The 21,482-nt window shown below is 48.3% G+C and carries 17 protein-coding genes and 1 tRNA gene; 7 read left to right on the forward strand and 11 right to left on the reverse strand.

The features are described 5' to 3' along the window. Both folK and folB read right to left on the reverse strand, forming a co-directional pair. The gene (gene folK, locus MJX74_RS00305) at positions 1-489 is read right to left on the reverse strand and encodes a 2-amino-4-hydroxy-6-hydroxymethyldihydropteridine diphosphokinase (protein WP_240219859.1); all 489 of its coding nucleotides are present in this window, start codon (positions 487-489) and stop codon (positions 1-3) included. Continuing rightward, positions 489-842 carry a dihydroneopterin aldolase gene (folB, locus tag MJX74_RS00310; RefSeq protein WP_240219860.1) on the reverse strand — a complete coding sequence of 118 codons (354 nt, stop codon included), beginning with the start codon at positions 840-842 and terminating at the stop codon, positions 489-491. The genes folK and folB overlap by 1 nt, the downstream gene beginning before the upstream one ends. A 138-nt stretch (positions 843-980) precedes the next feature. Here folB and plsY point away from each other — a divergent pair, with 138 nt between their 5' ends. Continuing rightward, positions 981-1,586, forward strand: coding sequence for a glycerol-3-phosphate 1-O-acyltransferase PlsY (plsY, locus tag MJX74_RS00315; protein WP_068233655.1), 606 nt, complete (start codon positions 981-983; stop codon positions 1,584-1,586). A 216-nt stretch (positions 1,587-1,802) separates the two neighbouring features. Here the strand turns inward: plsY and tsaD are convergent, their stop codons facing one another. Further along, complete coding sequence (gene tsaD, locus MJX74_RS00320) at positions 1,803-2,816, reverse strand: tRNA (adenosine(37)-N6)-threonylcarbamoyltransferase complex transferase subunit TsaD (RefSeq protein WP_240219861.1); 1,014 nt, start codon at positions 2,814-2,816, stop codon at positions 1,803-1,805. Between the two features lie 180 nt (positions 2,817-2,996). Here tsaD and rpsU point away from each other — a divergent pair, with 180 nt between their 5' ends. From rpsU to MJX74_RS00345, 5 genes are all read left to right on the forward strand, one after another. Continuing rightward, on the forward strand, positions 2,997-3,212 hold the full coding sequence (rpsU, locus tag MJX74_RS00325) for a 30S ribosomal protein S21 (RefSeq protein ID WP_027671378.1): 216 nt from the start codon (positions 2,997-2,999) through the stop codon (positions 3,210-3,212). A 174-nt stretch (positions 3,213-3,386) separates the two neighbouring features. Then, positions 3,387-5,141, forward strand: a complete 1,755-nt coding sequence (gene dnaG / locus MJX74_RS00330; RefSeq protein ID WP_240219863.1) for a DNA primase — start codon at positions 3,387-3,389, stop codon at positions 5,139-5,141. An 84-nt stretch (positions 5,142-5,225) separates the two neighbouring features. Beyond that, positions 5,226-7,070, forward strand: a complete 1,845-nt coding sequence (gene rpoD / locus MJX74_RS00335) for an RNA polymerase sigma factor RpoD (protein ID WP_240219864.1) — start codon at positions 5,226-5,228, stop codon at positions 7,068-7,070. 188 nt (positions 7,071-7,258) lie between these two features. Continuing rightward, positions 7,259-7,335, forward strand: a tRNA-Ile gene (locus MJX74_RS00340). Positions 7,336-8,246: 911 nt separating this feature from the next. After that, positions 8,247-8,819, forward strand: coding sequence for a PEP-CTERM sorting domain-containing protein (locus tag MJX74_RS00345; protein WP_240219866.1), 573 nt, complete (start codon positions 8,247-8,249; stop codon positions 8,817-8,819). Positions 8,820-8,880: 61 nt separating this feature from the next. On the opposite strand, the gene MJX74_RS00350 is transcribed toward MJX74_RS00345, so the two are convergent. Continuing rightward, positions 8,881-9,174 (reverse strand): Arm DNA-binding domain-containing protein, encoded by a 294-nt coding sequence (locus MJX74_RS00350; protein WP_240219868.1) that lies wholly within the window; start codon positions 9,172-9,174, stop codon positions 8,881-8,883. 1,224 nt (positions 9,175-10,398) lie between these two features. Continuing rightward, entirely contained in the window at positions 10,399-11,562 is a 1,164-nt protein-coding gene (locus tag MJX74_RS00355; protein ID WP_240219870.1) for an MBL fold metallo-hydrolase, read from the reverse strand. 120 nt (positions 11,563-11,682) lie between these two features. Here MJX74_RS00355 and MJX74_RS00360 point away from each other — a divergent pair, with 120 nt between their 5' ends. Continuing rightward, the gene (locus MJX74_RS00360) at positions 11,683-12,279 is read left to right on the forward strand and encodes a TetR/AcrR family transcriptional regulator (RefSeq protein WP_240219871.1); all 597 of its coding nucleotides are present in this window, start codon (positions 11,683-11,685) and stop codon (positions 12,277-12,279) included. A 6-nt stretch (positions 12,280-12,285) separates the two neighbouring features. Here the strand turns inward: MJX74_RS00360 and MJX74_RS00365 are convergent, their stop codons facing one another. The 6 genes from MJX74_RS00365 to MJX74_RS00390 form a co-directional block, all read right to left on the reverse strand. Beyond that, entirely contained in the window at positions 12,286-12,552 is a 267-nt protein-coding gene (locus MJX74_RS00365; protein WP_240219872.1) for a DUF3325 family protein, read from the reverse strand. Next, positions 12,549-12,872, reverse strand: coding sequence for a hypothetical protein (locus MJX74_RS00370; protein ID WP_240219873.1), 324 nt, complete (start codon positions 12,870-12,872; stop codon positions 12,549-12,551). Before MJX74_RS00370 ends, MJX74_RS00365 begins: the two co-directional genes overlap by 4 nt. Continuing rightward, entirely contained in the window at positions 12,863-14,428 is a 1,566-nt protein-coding gene (locus MJX74_RS00375; protein WP_240219874.1) for a PepSY-associated TM helix domain-containing protein, read from the reverse strand. Before MJX74_RS00375 ends, MJX74_RS00370 begins: the two co-directional genes overlap by 10 nt. Positions 14,429-14,612: 184 nt before the next feature. Beyond that, complete coding sequence (locus MJX74_RS00380; RefSeq protein ID WP_240219875.1) at positions 14,613-18,548, reverse strand: di-heme oxidoredictase family protein; 3,936 nt, start codon at positions 18,546-18,548, stop codon at positions 14,613-14,615. 392 nt (positions 18,549-18,940) lie between these two features. Beyond that, positions 18,941-19,576, reverse strand: coding sequence for an alternative oxidase (locus MJX74_RS00385; protein WP_240219877.1), 636 nt, complete (start codon positions 19,574-19,576; stop codon positions 18,941-18,943). A 118-nt stretch (positions 19,577-19,694) separates the two neighbouring features. After that, complete coding sequence (locus MJX74_RS00390) at positions 19,695-21,317, reverse strand: methyl-accepting chemotaxis protein (protein ID WP_240219879.1); 1,623 nt, start codon at positions 21,315-21,317, stop codon at positions 19,695-19,697. Between the last annotated feature and the right edge of the window lie 165 nt (positions 21,318-21,482).

Consider the following 21,482-nt stretch of genomic DNA (forward strand, 5'->3'; position numbering starts at 1 on the left):
TTACTTGCTCCAGTTAAATGGCACCGGCCATAATTTTTGTTGTTTCGAATATTGTTGCCACATGTCACTGTAACTGCGCCTGGTAAGCGGATGTATTACATCAGGTGCAATTTCAGCCAGTGGCCATAATACAAAGGCATTCTCAGTAATTTCGGCCCGCGGCAGTTCTACCGGTTGCTGGCACATCACATCATCGTAGGTTAGTAAATCCAGATCCAGAGTACGGCCGCTGAACTTAGCAGCGCTTCTGTCACGGCCGTAACTGTCTTCAATTTGCTTAAACAAGCCAACGCAATCGGCTATCGATAAGTTGGTATCAACCGCAACAACCATATTGTAAAAAGCACTGCCGGCAAAACCCACGGCCTCGCTTTCATATACCGATGATAGCGTAAGCGGGCCAAAGTGTTGCGTAAGTGTGCTGACTGCTGCCTGAATATGATAACTACGATTGATATTGCTGCCGATACTGATATAAATGCGCGCCATCAGCTGCGACTCCGCACTATAGTAACGCCAACCGTTTCTGCCTGCTCCAGTGCGCCAGGCTTTTGCACAGACACTTTAACCTGAGTGGTGGCAAACTCGTTTAGCAGCAACTGCGCCACGCGCTCGGCCACTGTTTCAATCAGTTCCAGTGGCTGGGCGGTAATTAACGCTATTACACGCTGGGCAATAACGGCGTAATCCAGTGTCTGGCGAATATCATCCTGCTTTGCTGCATTACTGATATCGGTAACCAGCTCCAAATCTAACAACAAGCGTTGCTGAATGGTTTTCTCCCAGTCGTAAACGCCGATCACGGTGTCTACTTGTAGCTGTTTTATAAAAACTATGTCCATTCAGTTACATCCGCATTGCGTTATTTCTCGTTTCAGGTAGGCTGGTCGGATAGGTAAAACCGCTAAAACCCTATATTCTGCTGGCCTTAAATCAGGCTGCAATCTTAACGTAAAAACTGGTGCTGAGGAACCGCCTTAATGACCCCGCTGATTGGAATTATGATGCTGGCAGCCTATCTTTGTGGCTCCGTTTCGTCGGCAGTGCTGGTCAGCAAGCTGTTTCGCTTACCCGATCCCCGCTTACATGGCTCCGGCAACCCTGGCGCAACCAACGTACTGCGTTTAGGCGGCAAGCTGCCAGCTGTGCTGGTACTGCTGTTTGATATTCTTAAAGGCACTATTCCGGTATGGGGCTCTTACTTTCTGCAAATAGAGCCGCTATATCTCGGTCTTATTGCTATATGCGCTTGCCTGGGCCATATTTTCCCGCTGTTTTTTGGTTTTCAGGGTGGTAAAGCTGTGGCTACAGCTTTTGGCGCCATGATGCCAATCGGGCTGGATTTAGCCGGTTTACTGATCGCCAGCTGGTTAATTATTGTCGCAATCAGTGGCTATTCATCGCTGGCGGCTATTTTAACCGTTACCTTAGCACCAATTTTTACCTGGTTTATTAAACCGCTGTATACCGTGCCTGTGTTAATGCTGAGTATTCTGATTATTGTACGCCATCGCGAAAATATTATGCGGCTGTACCGTGGCAAGGAAAGTAAGGTGTGGGATAAGTCTAAGCGGATTCAGGAGTGAGTTAACGGCAACTCAGTGCTAGCTTTCGGTTGCAACTCCCGCCTTGGCTCGCCACAGCAACTATCTCGAGCCTCCTGCCCTCGCCGAGCCAGCTAAAGCTGTTCAAATTCGTTCCTGACGAATTTGTCGCTACCGCTTACGCGTTTGCTCAGACACTCTGTGTCGCCCAAATCGGGATTCCAACCTTCAGCCAAACTACTAACGTAACATCATCATTTAAACCGCCGGCAACTCCTGCATTGGCCAGCGCGGTGTTACACCAATAGTTAAATCCTGCTGCTGCCCGGCCGCCAGGCGGTAATATCCCGCCAGCGCGATCATGGCACCATTGTCGGTGCAAAACTCTTTGCGTGGATAAAACACCTCACCGCCGTGACGCTTCAGCAATTGCGCTAATTGCTCGCGCAACGAGGTATTAGCGCTAACGCCACCGGCTATCACCAGCCGTTTATAACCAGTTTGCAGCAGCGCCCGCTCGCATTTAATCACCAAAGTATCTACCACAGCCTGCTGAAACGACGCGGCGATATCAGCCTGCACCTGCGCGCTGTTACCTTCTTTGGCTATTACGTTGGCTGCCGAGGTTTTTAAGCCGCTAAAGCTAAAATCCAGCCCCGGCCGGTCGGTCATTGGCCGCGGGAACTTGTACTTTTTGCTATCACCTTGCACAGCCAGTCTGGCTAACAGCGGGCCGCCTGGGTAATCCAGCCCCATTAACTTGGCGGTTTTATCAAAGGCTTCGCCGGCCGCATCATCAATAGATTCACCTAACAGCTCATAACGGCCAATACCTTCTACCGCCACTAACTGGGTGTGGCCACCGGACACCAACAGCGCCAGAAACGGAAACTGCGGCGGATTAGCTTCCAGCATCGGTGCCAATAAATGGCCTTCCATATGATGCACCGCCAGCGCCGGCTTGCCCCAGGCCATGGCCAAAGAGCGCCCTATAGCCGCGCCTACCAGCAAAGCACCGGCCAAACCCGGGCCTGCAGTATAGGCTACGCCGTCAATATCGGCGGCAGCGCAATTGGCTTCAAGCAGCGCCTGTTTTATCAGCGGTATGGTTTTACGAATATGGTCGCGCGAGGCCAGCTCCGGCACCACGCCGCCGTAATCGGCATGTAGTGGGATCTGGCTGTACAGTACATGGCTTAATAAACCCAGCTTGTCGTCGTAAACAGCAATACCGGTTTCATCGCAGGACGTTTCTATACCTAAAACTCGCATCTGTGTCTCAAATCCGCTAAAATGACAGCCATTGTACCGGCTCAGTTCATTCAGAGCCAGAGGATCGGATTTAGATCGCAGAACTGCTTTACATCGCCCTGTCTTTTTGCGTAAAATGCCGCACCATTTTTAATCGTATTGGTTCACAGATAACCAATTTGGCCCTGAGGTGAGAATTTAATGCCTGTTGTTAAAGTAAAAGAAAACGAACCGTTTGACGTAGCATTACGTCGTTTCAAGCGCTCATGCGAAAAAGCTGGTGTATTAGCTGACGTACGCGCTAAAGAATTCTACGAGAAGCCAACCTGGATCCGTAAGCGTAAAAAAGCAGCAGCTGTTAAGCGTCATGCTAAGAAGCTGTCTCGCGAAAACGCACGTCGCATCAAGCTGTACTAAGCCTAACAGGCTTTTAGTACCCGCTTAGCGACACCGGTGCTGTCTGCTGCGCACAATACTGCCAGCAACGCTAATAGCAAAGACCAGCCCGAAGTAACAGCGCAAAGTCGACATCTGCATACCGTGCCCGCAAGGCACGGTTTGTCTTTTTCTGAATAACGCCGAAGGAAAAAGGTGGCAGGACAAATCCCCAGACAGTTTATCGACGAGTTATTGGCACGTACCGATATCGTTGAGCTGATTGACCAGCGCGTACCGCTTAAAAAAGCCGGTAGAAATTACGCTGCCTGTTGCCCGTTTCATAGCGAAAAGTCGCCCTCTTTTACCGTTAGCCCGGATAAACAGTTTTATCATTGCTTCGGTTGCGGTGCGCACGGTAATGCCATCAGCTTTATGATGGAGTTTGAACAACTCGAATTTGTTGAAGCCATTGAAGAGTTAGCACAGCAACACCATCTTGAAGTGCCGCGCGAGCAAGGCGTAGTTAAAAACCGACCGGCTGCCCAGGCTGATGACTACCATTTGATGCAGCAGGCGGCCGAGTTTTATCAGCAACAGCTGCAAAGCCACCCTAATGCTGGCATGGTGCAGCAGTATGTAGCAAAACGCGGTTTAAGCAGCAAAACACTGGCCGATTTTGCCATTGGCTACGCTCCGGATGGCTGGGATAACCTGCTCAAACGCCTTAGCCCGAGCAACAATAAGCCACTGCGCGACCAGTTAACTGAACTGCGGCTAATCAACCGCAACGACAACGGCCGCGAGTATGACTTTTTCCGCGAACGCTTAATGTTTCCCATCCGCGACAAACGCGGCCGCGTTATTGCCTTTGGTGGCCGCGTGTTGGGCGACGGCACGCCGAAATATTTAAATTCGCCGGAAAGTCGTTTATTTCATAAAGGTCGCGAACTGTATGGCCTGTACGAAGTGCGCCAACAACCGGGCCATGTTGAGCAAATACTGGTGGTTGAAGGCTATATGGATGTAGTAGCACTGGCCGAACATGATATCCGCTTTGCTGTCGCCTGCTTGGGCACTGCCACTACATCGGATCATATGCATACGCTGTTTCGCTATACGCCCAAGGTAGTGTGCTGCTACGACGGTGACCGCGCCGGCCGTGATGCAGCCTGGCGCGCATTACAAAGCGCACTGCCGCAACTAAAAGACGGCGTAGAGTTAAATTTCGTGTTTTTGCCCGACGGCGAAGACCCGGATTCTTTAGTACAAAAAGAAGGCAAAGACGCGTTTTTACAACGCATAGCCGGCGCTATGCCGCTAAATCAGTACTTTTTTGAGCATTTGGTGCAGGAGTTTGATCCAGCCACTGATGCAGGCAAATCAGCGTTATCGGTAAAAGCGGCAGAGTTAATTAAACAAATACCAAGTGAATTTTACCGCGACAGCTTAAGCGATAAACTGGCTAACCTGCTGGGTAAGCCGCGTGAGCGCACAAAAGCGGCAGTAAACCGGGCATCAAACCGGGTAAAACCAGCAGCGATGAAAATAACACCAATGCGACGTGCTATTGGTTTATTGCTGCAGTACCCCAATTTAGCTAATGTAATGCCGGATGCGCCGGAGCTTGGCGAAGCGAATATTCCCGGTATAGGTTTGTTACTGACACTGCAACAACGGCTGCAACAACAACCGGATTTAACCACGGCGCAACTGATAGAACAATGGCGAGATTTACCCGAACACAGCATTTTAATGACTCTGGCCGCCTGGGATCACCAGATCGAGCAGGAACAATTGTCACAGGAATTTGTCGATACTTTTCACTCAATTGAAGATCAGTATTTGCAACAACGGCTGGAAGCCCTGGAACGAAAAGATAAACTGCAGCAACTGAGTAAAGCCGAATGGCACGAATACAAACTGCTGCTGCAAGCGCTGAAAAGCAAAAAACCAAAGCTTGCGAACTAATGCGGCTGGCTAGAAAAGCCGCGCTTTGTTATAATCGCTAGTTCGCAATTTTACATTAATCAAATTGGTGGAAGATAAGTCTCTATGGAGCAAAATCCTCAGTCGCAGCTAAAACTCCTGATCATTAAAGGTAAAGAGCAAGGTTATCTTACCTTTGCTGAGGTGAATGATCACCTGCCGCAAGACATTATCGATTCAGATCAGATAGAAGACATTATCCGCATGATCAATGACATGGGGATCCAGGTGTTTGAAACAGCACCGGATGCCGACGACCTGATCATGACCGATGCCACCACAGATGAAGACGCCGTAGAAGAAGCGGCACAAGCTTTAGTCAGCGTGGACAAAGAACTGGGTCGCACTACCGACCCTGTGCGGATGTACATGCGTGAAATGGGCACTGTTGAGCTTCTGACCCGCGAAGGCGAAATTGACATCGCCAAGCGGATTGAAGACGGCATCAACACAGTTCAAAGCTCTGTTGCCGAATACCCTGAAGCTATTACTTATCTGCTGGAACAGTGGGATAAGTATGAAGCTGAAGAAATTCGTTTAAGCGACATTGTTACTGCCTTTATTGACCCGAACGATATCGACGAAGCGCCGATCGTTGGCAGCCACATTGGCTCAGACGTGCCAGAAGATAAGCTGGACGATGACGACAGCGACGATGACGATGAAGACGGCGACGCTGATGCCGACGACGGCGATAGCGGCCCGGATCCGGAAATGGCGCGGCTGAAGTTTGGCGAGCTGCGTACCCAGTACGACGTTACCCGTAACTCGATCGTGAAAAACGGCCGTGAACACGCCACTACCAAAGTAGAAATTGAAAAACTAAGCGAAGTATTCCGCTGCTTCCGTCTGGTGCCAAAACAGTTCGATCGCCTGGTTAAAAACATGCGCGAAATGATGGACCGTGTTCGGGTGCAAGAACGCATTGTGATGAAGCACTGTGTTGAATACGCCAAAATGCCGAAGAAAAACTTCGTTAAAGCCTTTACTGGTTTTGAAACTTCAACTGCCTGGTTAGATGCCGAAATTGCGGCTAACAAGCCTTATTCAGCCAAACTGAAAGACATGCAGGAAGAGCTGGTACGCAGCATTGAAAAGCTGAAAAAAGTTGAAGAAGAAACCGGCTTAAGTATCTTTAAAATTAAAGATATTAACCGTCGTATGTCTATCGGCGAAGCCAAAGCCCGCCGTGCTAAGAAAGAAATGGTAGAAGCTAACTTACGTCTGGTTATCTCTATCGCGAAAAAATACACCAACCGTGGTTTGCAGTTCCTTGATTTAATTCAGGAAGGCAACATCGGCTTGATGAAAGCAGTAGATAAGTTTGAATACCGTCGTGGTTATAAGTTTTCAACTTACGCCACCTGGTGGATCCGTCAGGCCATTACCCGCTCTATCGCGGACCAGGCCCGCACCATCCGTATTCCGGTGCATATGATTGAAACCATAAACAAGTTAAACCGTATTTCCCGCCAGATGCTGCAGGAAATGGGCCGCGAGCCATCTCCGGAAGAATTGTCCGAACGCATGCAAATGCCGGAAGATAAAATCCGTAAGGTGCTGAAAATCGCCAAAGAGCCGATTTCAATGGAAACGCCGATTGGTGACGATGAAGACTCGCATCTGGGCGACTTTATCGAAGATGCCACCGGTGAATCACCGCTGGACTCTGCCACCATGGAAAGCCTGAAAAACGCTACTAACGAAGTACTGGCAGGCTTAACAGCCCGTGAAGCCAAAGTACTGCGTATGCGCTTTGGTATCGATATGAACACCGACCACACGCTGGAAGAAGTAGGTAAACAGTTTGACGTAACCCGTGAGCGTATTCGTCAAATTGAAGCCAAAGCTCTGCGTAAATTGCGCCACCCATCACGTTCAGAAGTATTAAAAAGCTTCCTGGACGAGTAAGTTGCAGCGTTCATAACAACACAGATAAAGGCGCTAAACGGCGCCTTTATTATTTAAACCGGCTTAACGCCTAAAAAAGCAGCAATTAACTGCACTTAGCGTAATAAGCCGGATGACAAAGCCGGCAAAAGTTTTTATACTGCCTGCCGCTTCACAGCTAATAGCTTCAATAGCGAAATGCTACACATGGCCCCATAGCTCAGTTGGTTAGAGCGCTCGACTCATAATCGATCGGTCGCTGGTTCGAGTCCAGCTGGGGCCACCATTTCAAGCTTCGCTTTCATGCTAACCTCAGTGGACTATTCTCCCTTGCAGTTGGAGCTGCTGCACGTTCTGCTCATATAAAGCTATGCTTTATTACTACACTCGCGCCACCCAGCTGGTGCCGCTATTTTTAAAGGCTTGTCGTTTGCCCTACTTCCTGAAAATAGCTCGATGCTACCGAGATTCTACTAAACAAGCTACAGCCTGCAAAACTTTAGGATACCCACCACTCTAAACTGCACGATATGCCAGGCGCCAACTATATTTATACTGCTGTTGTTAGCATATAAACAGAACTCGATGAGTGCGTTAATGTCGCCCTATCAGATTAGTTTTTAGCGCTTAAGAAGCGCTAATTTGCTTTAGTGCCGTGTGCAATAACAGAAGTGTCGTGTGCAATAACAGAAAAACGAACTTTTCCAACTTTATGAGTACTTCCTCTAGTTCACTTGGAAGTTACGCAAGGTAATTCAAACTTGCCTCGGCTCTGACTTACTAAGGCATTAGTCCTTAATTTTTTTCTTCCTTAAAACTACTCGCTTTCCACCAAGCCATGCAAGATCGCTGCGTACTGGAAAACTCGCAGTTTTTGGCGAAAGATATGATCGCGAACAGCCATGAACGCTCCCTTTGATTCTAACTATTTGCTTTATCTACGCCATTCGCGCGGACCCGTCAGATATTGTATATTAATTGACCGTCCGCTTTTCTTACATATAGCTCTCATATAAAAAAAATTTAAAACATAAAAAATAAACAAAACAGGTAAAGACATATAAAACAAGTAGATACAAACATGGCACGTAAAGTGCTTAAAAATAGAGGGATTCATTGAAACGTTCTATATGTAATTAAGCATTTACTTAATTATGTATTTTGACTTTTATTATTTTATTGAAATATGGAAATATCATGTTGAAAAAATTATTCGCCGCTGGTTTATTACTTTTTATAACTGCTTCAGCTAACGCAGCACCAATTATAGGTATTAATGGTTCTTTTGATGTGTTTGGTATTGGTCAAACTACATTAAATGCAAACGGTGAAATTACCCAAGTTGATTTTAGCCTTAACAGCACTTTATTTCCTGTTCTTGCTACTGGCGATTACTTAGATTACTTCACTATTGATTCTATTTTCAGCGTAAAAAACCCTTTAGTTTTAAGCAATATTATTGGCGTTGAACTTTGGACTGTAGAAGGATTTTCTTTTACGGGTACAAGCATTCGTCAAAATAGTACACAAGGTGCTTCTACTGGCTTATACATTATCGGTAATGTTACACACGCTGATTTTATTGCGACTGAGACTGAGTGGTTCTTTTCTACTCAAGGTTTAACAAACAATGGCGTTAATGTAAAAAGCTTCTCTTCAACAGTAACTTCTCCAGCTCCTGTGGTTGCAGTTTCTGAACCAACTTCTTTAGCTATTTTCGCTTTAGGCTTAATTGGTTTTGCTGCTAGCCGTAAGAAAAAATCTGTTTAATTCTATTTAAACAAAATAACAAGCATTATATTTAATGCTTGTTATTCAACACTAAAGAATCTCATGTTATGTCAGGTGCTTTTTCATTGCTGCTATATAAATGATCTGCACCAGCGATAAATTCAACCGCCCGGGCTTTGGCATCATCCAGTGCTAACTCCTCAAGACTGCCAAGTTTAATCGTATGCGTTTTTCCTTTGACTTCTAAAGCTACATAGTACGTTTTTATATCTGCTGGCGTTACGATCAGCTTTAAATTGCTCAGTTTTTCGTCGCTATACTGGCATTTTTTGGCAAGTGCTTTTAATGCCAATCGTTGTTTTTCTGTAAACGGAAAAGTAGTTGTCAGGTTCATCATTGTGCCTTTTATTAATCGCATTTAACGTGCGACAACAAGGCACGACAGCGCAATTTTAAAGGGGAAATTGCAGCCAAAAAGCCCTTTATTTACTTGGCACGTACCCCTTACGGATCCATCATTTCGAACTTTGCTTTCATATAGTCCTAAACCAACTACTTCTGCTTGCAACTAATGCTGCTCCCATAAAGCAATGTTTTGTCATTGTATGCGCTCCATGCAGCTCAGCCTCATTTTTTATCAGATACTATTTTTTAGCTTTATGATGCTTCAATTACACTATGATTCAGCCGTTACTGTTCTTCAACACCCCTAAATATCAAATAAATATCACATTTTAGTTAATTTTAAGTATTATTTTTAATATGTATTCTGCGCTAGAGTATATAGGCCCAACGGGGGTAAAATACTAATAAGTAAGGAAAAAATATGAACATAATCAGATCACTACTTGTTCTTAGCGCGCTATATTTCTCAGCTAATGCTGCTGCAGCTCATGTTGAATGTGTTATTAGCGGCACACCAACACAGCAGCAATATACTGCTCACTATTGTTCAAGCATAGTTAATGCACAACCATCCATCTGGTATAGGCTGGTTACTTCGAAACCAGTGCTGGAAGTTACCTGGAGCCATGACAGCGGACGCGGCCAAAGCTGGAGTTGCGATAATAGTACAACATGCATAGTAAACCTGATAAATTACTCTAATAATAGCAGTTTTACAGAGCTGTCAGCCTGTGCTAACCGTGTAATTTACACTGATAATACCTGGGAAGATTTAAATGTTTGTGCTTCAGGGATAATATGGGGCGGCAGTATAAATCCGTTCTAGAGATCACAGCATCTGATAGCCGCAACTTTCGGCTATCAGACATTAAGTTTAAAAAACAGTGCATCGTGCAATAACTATCGGTGTTTGAGCAGAAGAAAACCCAGCAGACCTGCCTGATAAAATTATCTAACGATAATCATTCTAAAAATAACCAAATTGCTTAAAAACAAGATGATATTGTAACTACTCCAACGCGCAGCTTTATTTTATATCTGTCTTTTTATATATTCAGACTCGCCATTAAAGATAAACGGTAATTTAACATGTTATTCATATGGTTAAAATATCAAGCGACAATTGCGTGTACGATAATGAACCAAAGTCAGGTTTATATTTTGTGCAAGAATGTATCGTTAAAAACAATAACGCTGCAAACCAAGCAGTTTTTTATGGTATTACTGAGGTAATAGTACCATTAGTTGCTGTTGCTTGGCGCATCAGCGCCTGCCACCAGTAGCTGTTTTGTGCCACACTGCTATGCAATTGTGACAGAGACACCAGCTGCCCAAACTCTGGTGTTAACAGTGCGGTATCAGCTTGTGATGCAGCAGTACTAACCCGCTCAAGTGGCTCATACCAGGCATGAAACGCCAGGTCAAAAGTGCCGTTATGCACCGGCACCATTACCTGACCTTTTACATCCAGATGCGCCTGCACACTTTGCTCCGGCGTCATATGAATATGTGCCCAGTCATTATCGTAAGCGCCGGTTTCAATAAAGCTGATATCGAACGGGCCATATTTATTGCCTATCTGCTTAAAACCATCAAAGTAACCAGAATCACCACTGAAATACACCGCACCGGCTAAAGTTTTAATTACCCAGGAGCCCCATAAAGTGGTGTTGCCATCACCAATGCCACGGCCGGAGAAATGCTGCGTTGGCGTAAAGGCAATCAGCGCATTGTCGCTAACCTGTTCCTGCCACCAGTCAAAACGCTGAATTTTCTCTGCTGCCACACCCCACTTCTGTAAGTCGGTTTCTACCCCCAGCGGCACCAAAAACTGCGCGGTTTTCACCGCTAGTTGTTTAATACTGGCTTTGTCTAAATGATCATAGTGGTTATGTGAGATCAGCACTTTAGCAATAGCTGGAAGCTCTGCGATACTGATTGGCGTCTGGTGAAAACGTTTCGGGCCCAGAAATGAAAACGGCGAGGCGCGCTGCGAAAATACCGGGTCTAACAGCCAGTATTCGCCATACACTTTTAACAGCACCGATGAATGCCCCAGCTTAACAAAGTGCACATCGTTATCCGGTAGGGCATCTAGTTGCTGCCGGCTCAGTGGCTGCAGCGGCATGGTTTTCGCCGGCACCTTGTCTACTGCCGGCTCAGTGAAATAACGTTTGGCAATTTCCAGCGTTTTCAGCAAACCCGGTTGTTCAAAAGCATGCACATTATGAAACTTGCCATGCTGATACTGGCTGGCATCCGTTAAGGTTGTTGCATCAACATTCGCTACTATATTGGTATTTAGCATCACTATTCCTGCCCCTGTCAGCGCCAGACTGCCCAGCAGCCAGCTTAGTGGTTTAATTACTTTGCGCATAAGCTCACCCGATATAAACTACACCGTGCAGTTTACATACAAAAACACATAAGTAAACTGGTTAGTGCAGTTTTTTCTGTGCTGGGCTACAATAGCTGCACTAATGCAAGGCTGAAAACGATGAAACTAACAGAACAGAAACGCATGCAAATACTTGATGCGGCAGAAGAACTGTTCCACAGCAGCGGTGTGGAGCATACCAGCATGGACCAATTGGCACTGCAGGCTAAAGTGTCAAAACGTACAGTGTACAACCATTTCGCCACTAAGGATGCACTGTTTCAGGCGATTTTACAGCGTATGTTCAACAAACTGGCGCAGGGCGGTGAAGTGCGTTTTAACGTGGCAGAGCCTATTGATCAGCAACTGCGCAGCATAGCGCAAGATGAAGTTACGCTGCTTAGTTCTGCGGCTTTTTTACGGGTAGCCAAAATTGCCATTATGCAGGTCATGCAGCGCCCGGAACTGGCACAGCTGATGAGCGACAGCAGTCTGGGTTGCAAGCGCTATATAGACAACTTTTTAACCGACGCCTGCTCTGCCGGGGTGTTACAAATTACCGATATCCCCTTTGCGGGTAAACAGTTTATTTACCAGCTGAAGTCCTTTGTGTTTTACCCCAGTTTATTTGGCCTGGAACAGCAGACACCGGCGCAACAAGCGCATATTATCAACGAAGCGATCGCGCTGTTTCTGGCACGCTACCAGGCCAAATAACGCCGGTTAACGCCGCTGCCGGTATGCAAGCACCGATGCAACCAGCAGTGCTGTCATGGTCAAAATGCCAAACCAGGTGACTAAGTCTTCAGCCAGTTGCTGGCGCTGTAATACCAGCAGTAAAGACAACAGTAATAGTGCGAAACCGCTTAGCCGCCAGCCGCGCTCTGAGCGCTGGCTTAAATGGCGCAAGCCAAACAGCCGGCGATAGCGCGGCATGGCCAGGCTCAGCAGCGTAAAACCGGCCAGACATAATAACCACAGCAACATCATCTTGTTTGCTCCGCATTACTACTTACCCCTGCCGGCGGTGTGGTGTAAACCAGGCTCAAATATAATCCGGCCGCTAACAGCAGCAACATCAGGCTGGTTCTGGCGAGGCGCTTAGTGCTTATTACCCACAGAATAATCAGGCTATACCAGACAAAACTCAGCAGCATCAGCCAGACAAAGGCCCCGGCTTTATTGGCACCCATTAGCGCTAGAACGCCGGGCAAGGCGGCCGTGGCCAGAATACTCAAGCAAAAGCCGCCGGCAATGGCCAACAGCAAACGGTAGCTTAATTGTACTTTGGGGTGTGATATTAACGACATACCAGCTCCTGCGCGGTATCGCCCTCGTCCTTAGTCAGGTGTTGCTTAGCCTGCGCCGCGCGGCGCAAGGTAAAACGCCAGAGCAGAAAAAAGCCGGCGGCGCTTAGCAGTAGTGCCAAATCCACTGCCAGTAAGGTGGTGTCGGCAGGAAAATGGTAACTGAGTATATTGCGCTGTACTGTTAGTATGCTCAACAGTGGTAACACTAAATATGCCAGCGCGAGCAGCAAGGCGCCCTCACGCCAGCTATTGCTGATACCGCGTAGCAACGGATACAGCAGCATTAACGCCCAGCCGGCAAAAAAGCAGTGGATTTCCATCTGTGCGCGGTTTTCCAGCGCCAGCGGTAATAAGCGGTTGGCGTAAAAATACGCTGCGACAGCCAATGGCAAACCCAGAATAACGCCGATATTTAACCAGCGAACCAGTTGCTGCCCCGGCGCTATCTTATTGTTAGCGCTCTGCTTTCGCAGTCGTTTTTCTGACCATAACACCAGCCCGGTAGCGATCATTAGCGTGCCCATAACCCCGCTGATAAAATACAACCAGCGCAGCTGCAAACCGGCAAAACGGCCGGCGTGTAAATTTACCATTGTGCGGCGGGTATGCTCGGCGGCCAACTGCGGTTGCTGCTGGCTGAGTAATTCGCCACTCACTGCGGAATAAATTAAAGTACGGCCGGGCACAATAAGCGACTGCGTACTGCCTTCAGTAAACTGCACAGTGGCAGCCGCATCGCCAGGATTATTCACTGCCACAAAAGCAATAGGCGCACCGCTCAACTGTAACTTTGCCTGCTGATACAACGGCTGCAGCGACAGCATAGCGGCCGCCTCACCACTGGCCACCACCGCCGGCGGTTGCCGGGTTAAGGTTTCAAACAGGGTATTGCGATCACCAAAGCCAAGCGAAATGGCCCAGGACAAATACATAAACATCAGCGTAACCAGGCCGGTGTAGGTGATCATTAAATGAAACGGCAACGCTAGCACTGCGGTAATAGTATGCGCATCCAGCCAGCTGCGCGGCCCCTTGCCAGGCTGAAAGCTGAAGAAATCTTTAAAAATCTTTTTATGAATAATTACGCCGCTGATAATAGCCACCAACATAAACATGGTGCAAATACCTACCAGCCAGCGGGCCCACAGCACCGGCATATAGTGTAAATCAAAGTGAAAACGGTACAGAAAGCTGCCGCCACGGCTGTCTCTTAATGGGACTTCCTCACCGTTGCCATCGAGCGTAGCACGCCGGAAACCGCGCCCGCCGGCGGCGGCATCACGCCAAAACACATTGGTGGTAGCTGAACGCTCATCGGGCAACGACACAGACCAACTGGCGGAGCCCGGCGCTTTTTGCTGCAAAAATGCCTGTGCTTGTGCCAGGCTATGCTCAGGATTGGCTTTATGTTGCAGTTCGGGCTGCATCCAGTCGGTAATTTCATGCTGGAAAAATGCCAGAGTGCCGGTTAAAAATACCGCAAACAACACCCAGCCAACGACAAGCCCGGACCAGGTATGCAGCCAGGTCATGCTGTCGCGGAATCTTGCTTTCATTCACCTTACCTTTAATGCACGGCCATACTATGTAACTACTGAGGTAACTACTGTGCGTTTTTATACCTGTAAACAAGGCTGGTATTATTAGCACAATGCACAAATAATAACAATTATCATTTGCATGCATCAGTAAAAACGGCACTACTATTGAGTGCCGTTTAGGTAAGCGGATTGGTACTGGCTACAAGCTGTTTAAAAACGCCAGCAAAGCATCTTTGTCTGTAGCCGACAGGTTCTGGTAGTTCATCCGGCTTATTTCTGCCTCACCACCGTGCCAGCGGATCGCTTCATCAATAGTGCGGGCGCGGCCGTCATGCAGATAATTGCCGTCTGGAGTGCAATACTCATGCCCATCCAGGCCAAACGCGTCCCAACCTATGTTGCCCGCTACCCCACCGGTAACACAGGCGGATAAACCCAGGCCCCACAGCGGTGCGGTGCGCCACTCTGAGCCGCCTGCCTCACCTTCGGCTAAGTTATCCGCCAGGCCCGGCCCCATATCATGCAGCAGTAAATCGGTGTATGGGTAAATAGTCTGGTTACGTAACTCTGCCAGCGGGTGATATTCACTGGTTTGAAAGCTTTCGGTATGGCAACCGTTGCAGCCGATAGTGCTGAACACAGCCTTGCCTTGCAACACCTGCGGGTTGTTGTAATCACGTTGTGGCCGCACTCCCAGCAACGAGATGTACTTCACCAGATTATCCAGATGCTGATCTGCCAACTGTACGCCAGCACCGCAATTACTCTGGCTTGCGCCACAGTCTGGTGTGGGTAATATTGTAGTCATCACACCCATATCGGTATTAAGCGCCGCTGCCACCTGATGTTTTACGCTGCTGGTTGCTGCTTTATAACCAAAGCGGCCTAAACGCGCTTCACCGGTAACAGGGTCAAGCACGCGATGGGCACGGCCGGAAATGCCATCACCGTTGGCATCATCTGCATCCTCCAGCGCCAGTATCGCTGCTTCAGGTATAGCCTCCAGCAAACCAATACCGTTTAACTGCGGTGCAATACGGGCCGAGAACGTATCTGGCATTGTGCCACTGAACTGGTAATTCGGCGTGCGCAGGCCGTTACTTTCAGTAAACGAAGCAATAGATGGCATACTTTCATTGCTGCTTCCGCCATTGCGCCGTGGTTGCAATACCCGGCCTAATTCGGCATGTGATAAGCCATCGGCATTGCCTACGCGAAATACCCACTTATCCAGCGGCGAGCCAACGGCGCCAATTGGAGCCCGGCCATTACGCACATGGCAGCCAGAGCAGCGCTGGTTAATATAATTCGAACCGGCTAAGCCCACCATGCCGGTAAAAATACCGTTTTCGGCGTTTTCATCATGGCTGCCGTCGACAAAGGAGGTATGGTGCAAACGCCGTCCCAGTACAAAAGGCTGGCCATTGTCGTAACCCAGGTTAGTCGCCATTTGTTGAAAATGGCCGTCTGGCTCGGCAGTCATTTGTACATGCAGGGTGGTGTCGCCACCTAACCGTGCACTGGCAGGCAGCGGCACTGAGTCACGCTGTAAATAACGGCCAGGCTGGAAAATTTCTTTATCGGTAACATCCCACGGCACTATGCCCTGGCCAACAATATACAAAAAGGTGGTACCGTAATAGTTAGCGCGGCCACGCGGCAGGGTAGAGCCATCTAAAAACTGGCTGACTTCAAACTCCAGCTTATCGCCAACCTGAATAGGCCGGCCTTCGCGGCAGTTATAGCTTTCTTCTTTCCAGTAATGGGTGTTATCTACCATGTTCATCACACCATTACCGCAAAACTCTGCCAGCGTATTCATACCGATATACCACCAGCGGTTTTCTGCTTCTGTATCATGCAATTTATTCTGCGTCACTACATTCATCCGAATACTGCTGCCGCCTTTGGCAACGTAATCGACAATTTCGATGGCGGCTGTTCTGTCTTCCCAGTAAAACGTCAGGTAATGATCATAAGCCTGAAAATGGTTTTCTTTGGCGTGTCTGTCGCGGGCGCGATCAGAAAAACGGGTAACTAAGGCATCGCCGCGATCATACTGAATAGCGCTCTCCAGCGGTGTTGCCGCATTAAATAACGGCACTACATTCAGTGCTGTCAGCGGGCAACCATTGGCATTTACCGGCGCACCAGCCGGTGTGCCGGGGCAATTGTCCAGCGCATCATTCACACCGTCGCCGTCACTGTCCTGGACCGGATCAGGATCTGGCCCGCCCGGGTCCGGGTTAGTTCCGCCGCCATTACCGCTTAGGGTAAAACTTTGCTCTGCCGTATCAACAGCATAGCCATTGGCGGCATCCCAGTAGGTAAAAAAATATGTCAGCACATTGCCGGGCGCTAAACCCGATACCTGGTAGCTGTTTACGCCACTTGCCTGTTGCATAGCAACATTAATTTGCCCGCCATTATTTACCCGGTAATGCACATCAGCCCAGCCTGTGCTGTTAACAAAAAACCGCACACTATCGGCTGCCGTCTGCGCCACGCCAGAAGCCCCGGCGGCAGCCGGGCAACCGTTTGCATCCACTACTGTACCGCTGGCAGTATTGCCGCATTGGTCCAGATTATCAGGCACACCATCGCCATCACTGTCGGCCAGCGCAGTGCCACCGCCGCCTTCCCAGACAATATCATCAATGGCAAATTCAAAGCTGCTGCCGGGTAACTGGCCATCCATACTGGCAATATAAAACATGCCGCTTAACGCCTGTAGCGCAATCAGTTCGCCGCGTAAATCGGCAACCGGAATAGTCGCCTCTGCCCAGTCACCGTTACGCACCAAACCATAGCGGGTTTCATTGGCTGGGAAATTCAGCCAGTTTTCATTAGTGTATGAATCGGCAATGCCAATTTTAAAGCTAACATTAGCCGGAATTTTGATACTGAACTTCATGCTGCCGTTGGCAAAGTTGCTCATATCGCGCACTTGGCGGGCTTGAATGCCACCACCAAACCACTGGTTCGGGCTGTTATAGTTCCAGGCAATAACATTATTGCCTTCCAGCGGTGCGGTGTTACCCGCCACTACTGACGCCTGGTTCCAGATATAAATATCTGAACTGACACCGGCCTGCAGTTGGTTGCTTGTCGGTGTAGTATCGGTAAATACGCCAAAGCTTCCCGTTTCCGGTGGGTTTACATTGCCACTAAATACCTGCCCCATACCGTTTAGCTGATATACCCGTATGTAATCGATATACATTTTACCTGGCAACGGAGCTGTCACCTGCGCATTCGTTGCGGCATCAGTAAAGTTACCGCCTACCGCCATATTAAACAGTAAATAAAACGGTTGCTGCAGCTCGCTGGATTCCTCAGTAATGCTGATAGGTGCATCGTACATATCGTACTCAACGCCATTGTCTATTACGGTAAAACGCAGTTGGGTGTCCGTCCAGTAAGTGCGGTAGGTAACAAAGCGGTTGCTCAGCGGCTGGGCCGCGACATAAGCGTTGTCGGTTTGCCAGGCTGTCATGGCGGCACAGGTTGGATTTTCTGGCACACAGGCAGCATCGGCGTAAAAAATGGCATTGGCACCTACATAGCTATTGATATCGGCACCGGGGTGGCCAGCCTCCGCCCTGCCCTGGGCACGATGGCCCATTTCCATCATGTCAATCTCGCCCTTGGCCGGCCAACTGGCAGTACTGGTGCCCAGCATCCAGGCGGCAGGCCACAAACCAATCCCCAGCTGTGGTACCCGCAAACGCACCTCTATCATGCCGTACTGCACGGCCAGCTTTTGTTCGCTGTCAATTTTACCCGAACTAAAAGCGCGACCACCGATAGCGTCGTTACGCGCCTGCAGCACCAGCGCCTTATTACCCGGCTCGCCCGGCACATCTTCAATGCTAAGGTTGTCGGCGCTATACCACTGCAGCTCCTGGTTGCCCCAGCCACATAAGCCTACCTGGCAGCCATCGCCTTCAATTTCATTCCATGTATTGTTGTTAAAGCTGCTGAAATTATCTTCGAATAACAGATTACCAATCACAGGATTAGTTACATCTGCCAGAGAAGTGTGCGACACACCTAAACAACAGAGTGCCAGCAAAGTAGAAAATGACGGCCATAGCTTAGCGTGCTGTGCCGGAATGTTTTGACTATTTTTCATGTGCAATAACCCACAGTTTATGTGCAATTAAACGGGTCACGCCGCTAGCTTTTAATGCATGCTTAAGCGTGCCAGACAAGGCATGCTGAGTGTGAAAACGGTTTTACGGCCATAACAACAGCGGCAAAACACATTTTGCTGGTGGGGTTAACAACAATAGTGTGGCAGCCCGGTATTTTAGCGGGCTGCGTTTTAACAGCAGGTATTGCCACCTGTTGCTGCACATTACTTTTATCCTGTCCTGCTGCGCTTATCCGCTCTGCCTTGTTACCCGTGGCACAGGCAGTATTATTATGGTTACATTAAAATGTAAGCGCTTACTTAAGCTAGATGAGATTAACCAGCAGGTCAAGTTATTGTGATTAATGAGGCATATCTTAGTTGCAGAATACTCACTGCTTAGCTAACTGATTGGCAAAATCGTGGTTAACATCACGGTGCCCGGCTTCATCTGCGCGCACGGCAATAACCACCTCAAGCAAGCGGGCGTCAGCGGGTAATTTCCAGTATTCTATTGCCACCTGAGGTGCGGCAATATTGTCAATTGCGCCACTTTCTATCTCGGCCAGATAACAGCTGTAGCTGTATACCGCCTCTTCTTCAAAGTAGCCCACCAGGCGGTGCGCTGTTTTTGCTGACAGCATATACAGCACTAAAAAGCCGGTAAAAAACAGGCCCTGTGCTAGCAAAATCAGCGTGCGCTCAAACCAGTTCGGTTTGGCAATTTCAATAAAGGTCATCAGGTGCATGCGCTCGTTTTCAGCCTCATCCAGCAACACCCTGATCCAGCCATGATCGTCCTCCATACGGCGCAAACTGCGCATATGGCGCAGCATGCCAGCCACCATACCCGGCACACCGGCCACAGTTTCCAGAATAACGGCGCGGTGGCCATAACGTTTAGCAAAGAAGGTGTCGGCGCAAAAGCGCAGCATTTTGGTTAAGCGAAAGGCGATACGATCAGATAAATTTTGTGGTTTATGGTGCGCGGCTAAAGGATCAGACGGCTTCAACTGCTCTTCAGACATCAGCATCTCCTGGTACGATATGGTCAGGCACCGTAGCAGAAGACAACTGAACCCTTACTGAGCATAACAACAGCAGCTAAGATTGTTAGCTGCTGCAATACTCTGTGCCAGCACAAATTTATACGCGGAAATGGTTTACCAGTTCGCTAAGTGTTTGTGCCAAACGGGCCAGCTCTGCACTTGATGCCTGAGTTTCATTGGCGCCCGCAGAAGTTTGTACTGATAAATCGCGAATATTTACCAAATTACGGTCAACTTCACGGGCGACCGTGGCTTGCTCTTCTGCCGCGCTGGCAATGGTCAGGTTTTGATCACTGATCTGGCCAATAGCTTCGGCAATCAGCTGCAAGGCTTCGCCTGCCTGCCGGGCAATTTGTAGTGTTTCGGTTGCTTTACCACTACAACTGTTCATGCTTTCTACCGTGTTATGGGTTTCAGCCTGAACGGCATGCATCATGCGGTCAATTTCTTTAGTCGACTCCTGAGTACGGTGCGCCAATGCGCGCACTTCATCTGCCACAACGGCAAAGCCACGGCCGCTATCGCCAGCCCGGGCGGCTTCGATGGCAGCATTTAGTGCCAGCAAGTTGGTTTGTTCCGCAATAGCCCGAATAACCCCCAGCACAGAGCCGATGTCTTTCACCCTGTCGGCCAGCTTTTCAATGCCGTGGCGTGACGATTGCAGCTCGCCATCAAGTGCCTGAATGGTGTGAATAGTATGGTTTACCCGTTCTTGCCCCTGCCGGGCTTTATCGTTAGCTATTTCAGAATCACGTGAGGTAGAAGCTGCACTGCGGGCAACTTCCTCAATGGCGGTCGTGAGCTCGGTTACTGCAGTTGCGCCCTGCTCCAGCTCTTCACTTTGCTGATGCAAGATACGGCTGGATTGCTCTGTTACCACGCTTAGCTCTTCAGATGTAGCCGCCAGTTGCGATGAAGACTGATTTATTTCATGTACTGTGGTTTTTAATTGTTGCTGCATTTGTGCCATTGAGCGAATCATTTCGCCGGCTTCGTCTGGCTCATCATCATGAAAAATCTGGTTCAGCTCACCTGCGGCAATTTTCTGGCTAATTAGCACTGCCGCCTGCATTGGTCTGACTAAACTACGGCTTAACATTAAGCCAAGTATCACCGCAACAATGACGGCAATGACTATAATCACAATCATATTCATGTTAGCAAGCTCAATACTGTGTTTGGCACTGTCGGCTTGCTGGCTGGTGGTGGTTTGTTGATAAGCAGCCAGAGCAACCAGTGCTTCAGTCACTTCTAGTGCTGTATCGTTTATTCCCTGGTGGCGTAATTGTTCAGCCTGATCTATTTGGCCGCGATCAATTAACATCAGCAGTTGTTGATGTAGCTGGTCATATTGCTGTTTAATTGCTACCGCCTGGCTAAATACCGCACTTCCCGCTGCCGTTTTGTGAAACGCAGCAGCGCTGTCAGAAGCTTGCTGATAGTTACGTGTCGCTTCTTGCAATGCATTACGCTGCACCTGCCTGTCGGCCTCAGAGCTGGCATGCAACATATTTACCGTGTACAAGCGAATGAGCAAAAACTCCCGGTTCATATCACCTGCCAATAAGGAAGCTGGCAGACGTCGGTCAGCAATATTATTAATATTCGTTTCGGTTTCAGAAAAGCGAAACATAGCAACACTACCAACAAGGATGCTTAGCAACACCATCAAGGAAAAAATTACCGCAAGCCTTTTACCAATTTTTATTTTTCTTAACATACGTCCCTCATCTACCTGTGTTTTTTTATTTGAAACAAAATAAGCATAGGGTGTTTTCTGCCAGACTCTGACCATTATGGGGCAAATCTGAGATAACTATTATTATATTTACTAAACTGTTTAGCTTGCGATACCGTACTGCCATAGTGATCTAAAAGCTACTGC

Origin of the sequence: Rheinheimera hassiensis (genome assembly GCF_022436675.1) — a bacterium.
GTDB lineage: Bacteria > Pseudomonadota > Gammaproteobacteria > Enterobacterales > Alteromonadaceae > Alishewanella > Alishewanella hassiensis.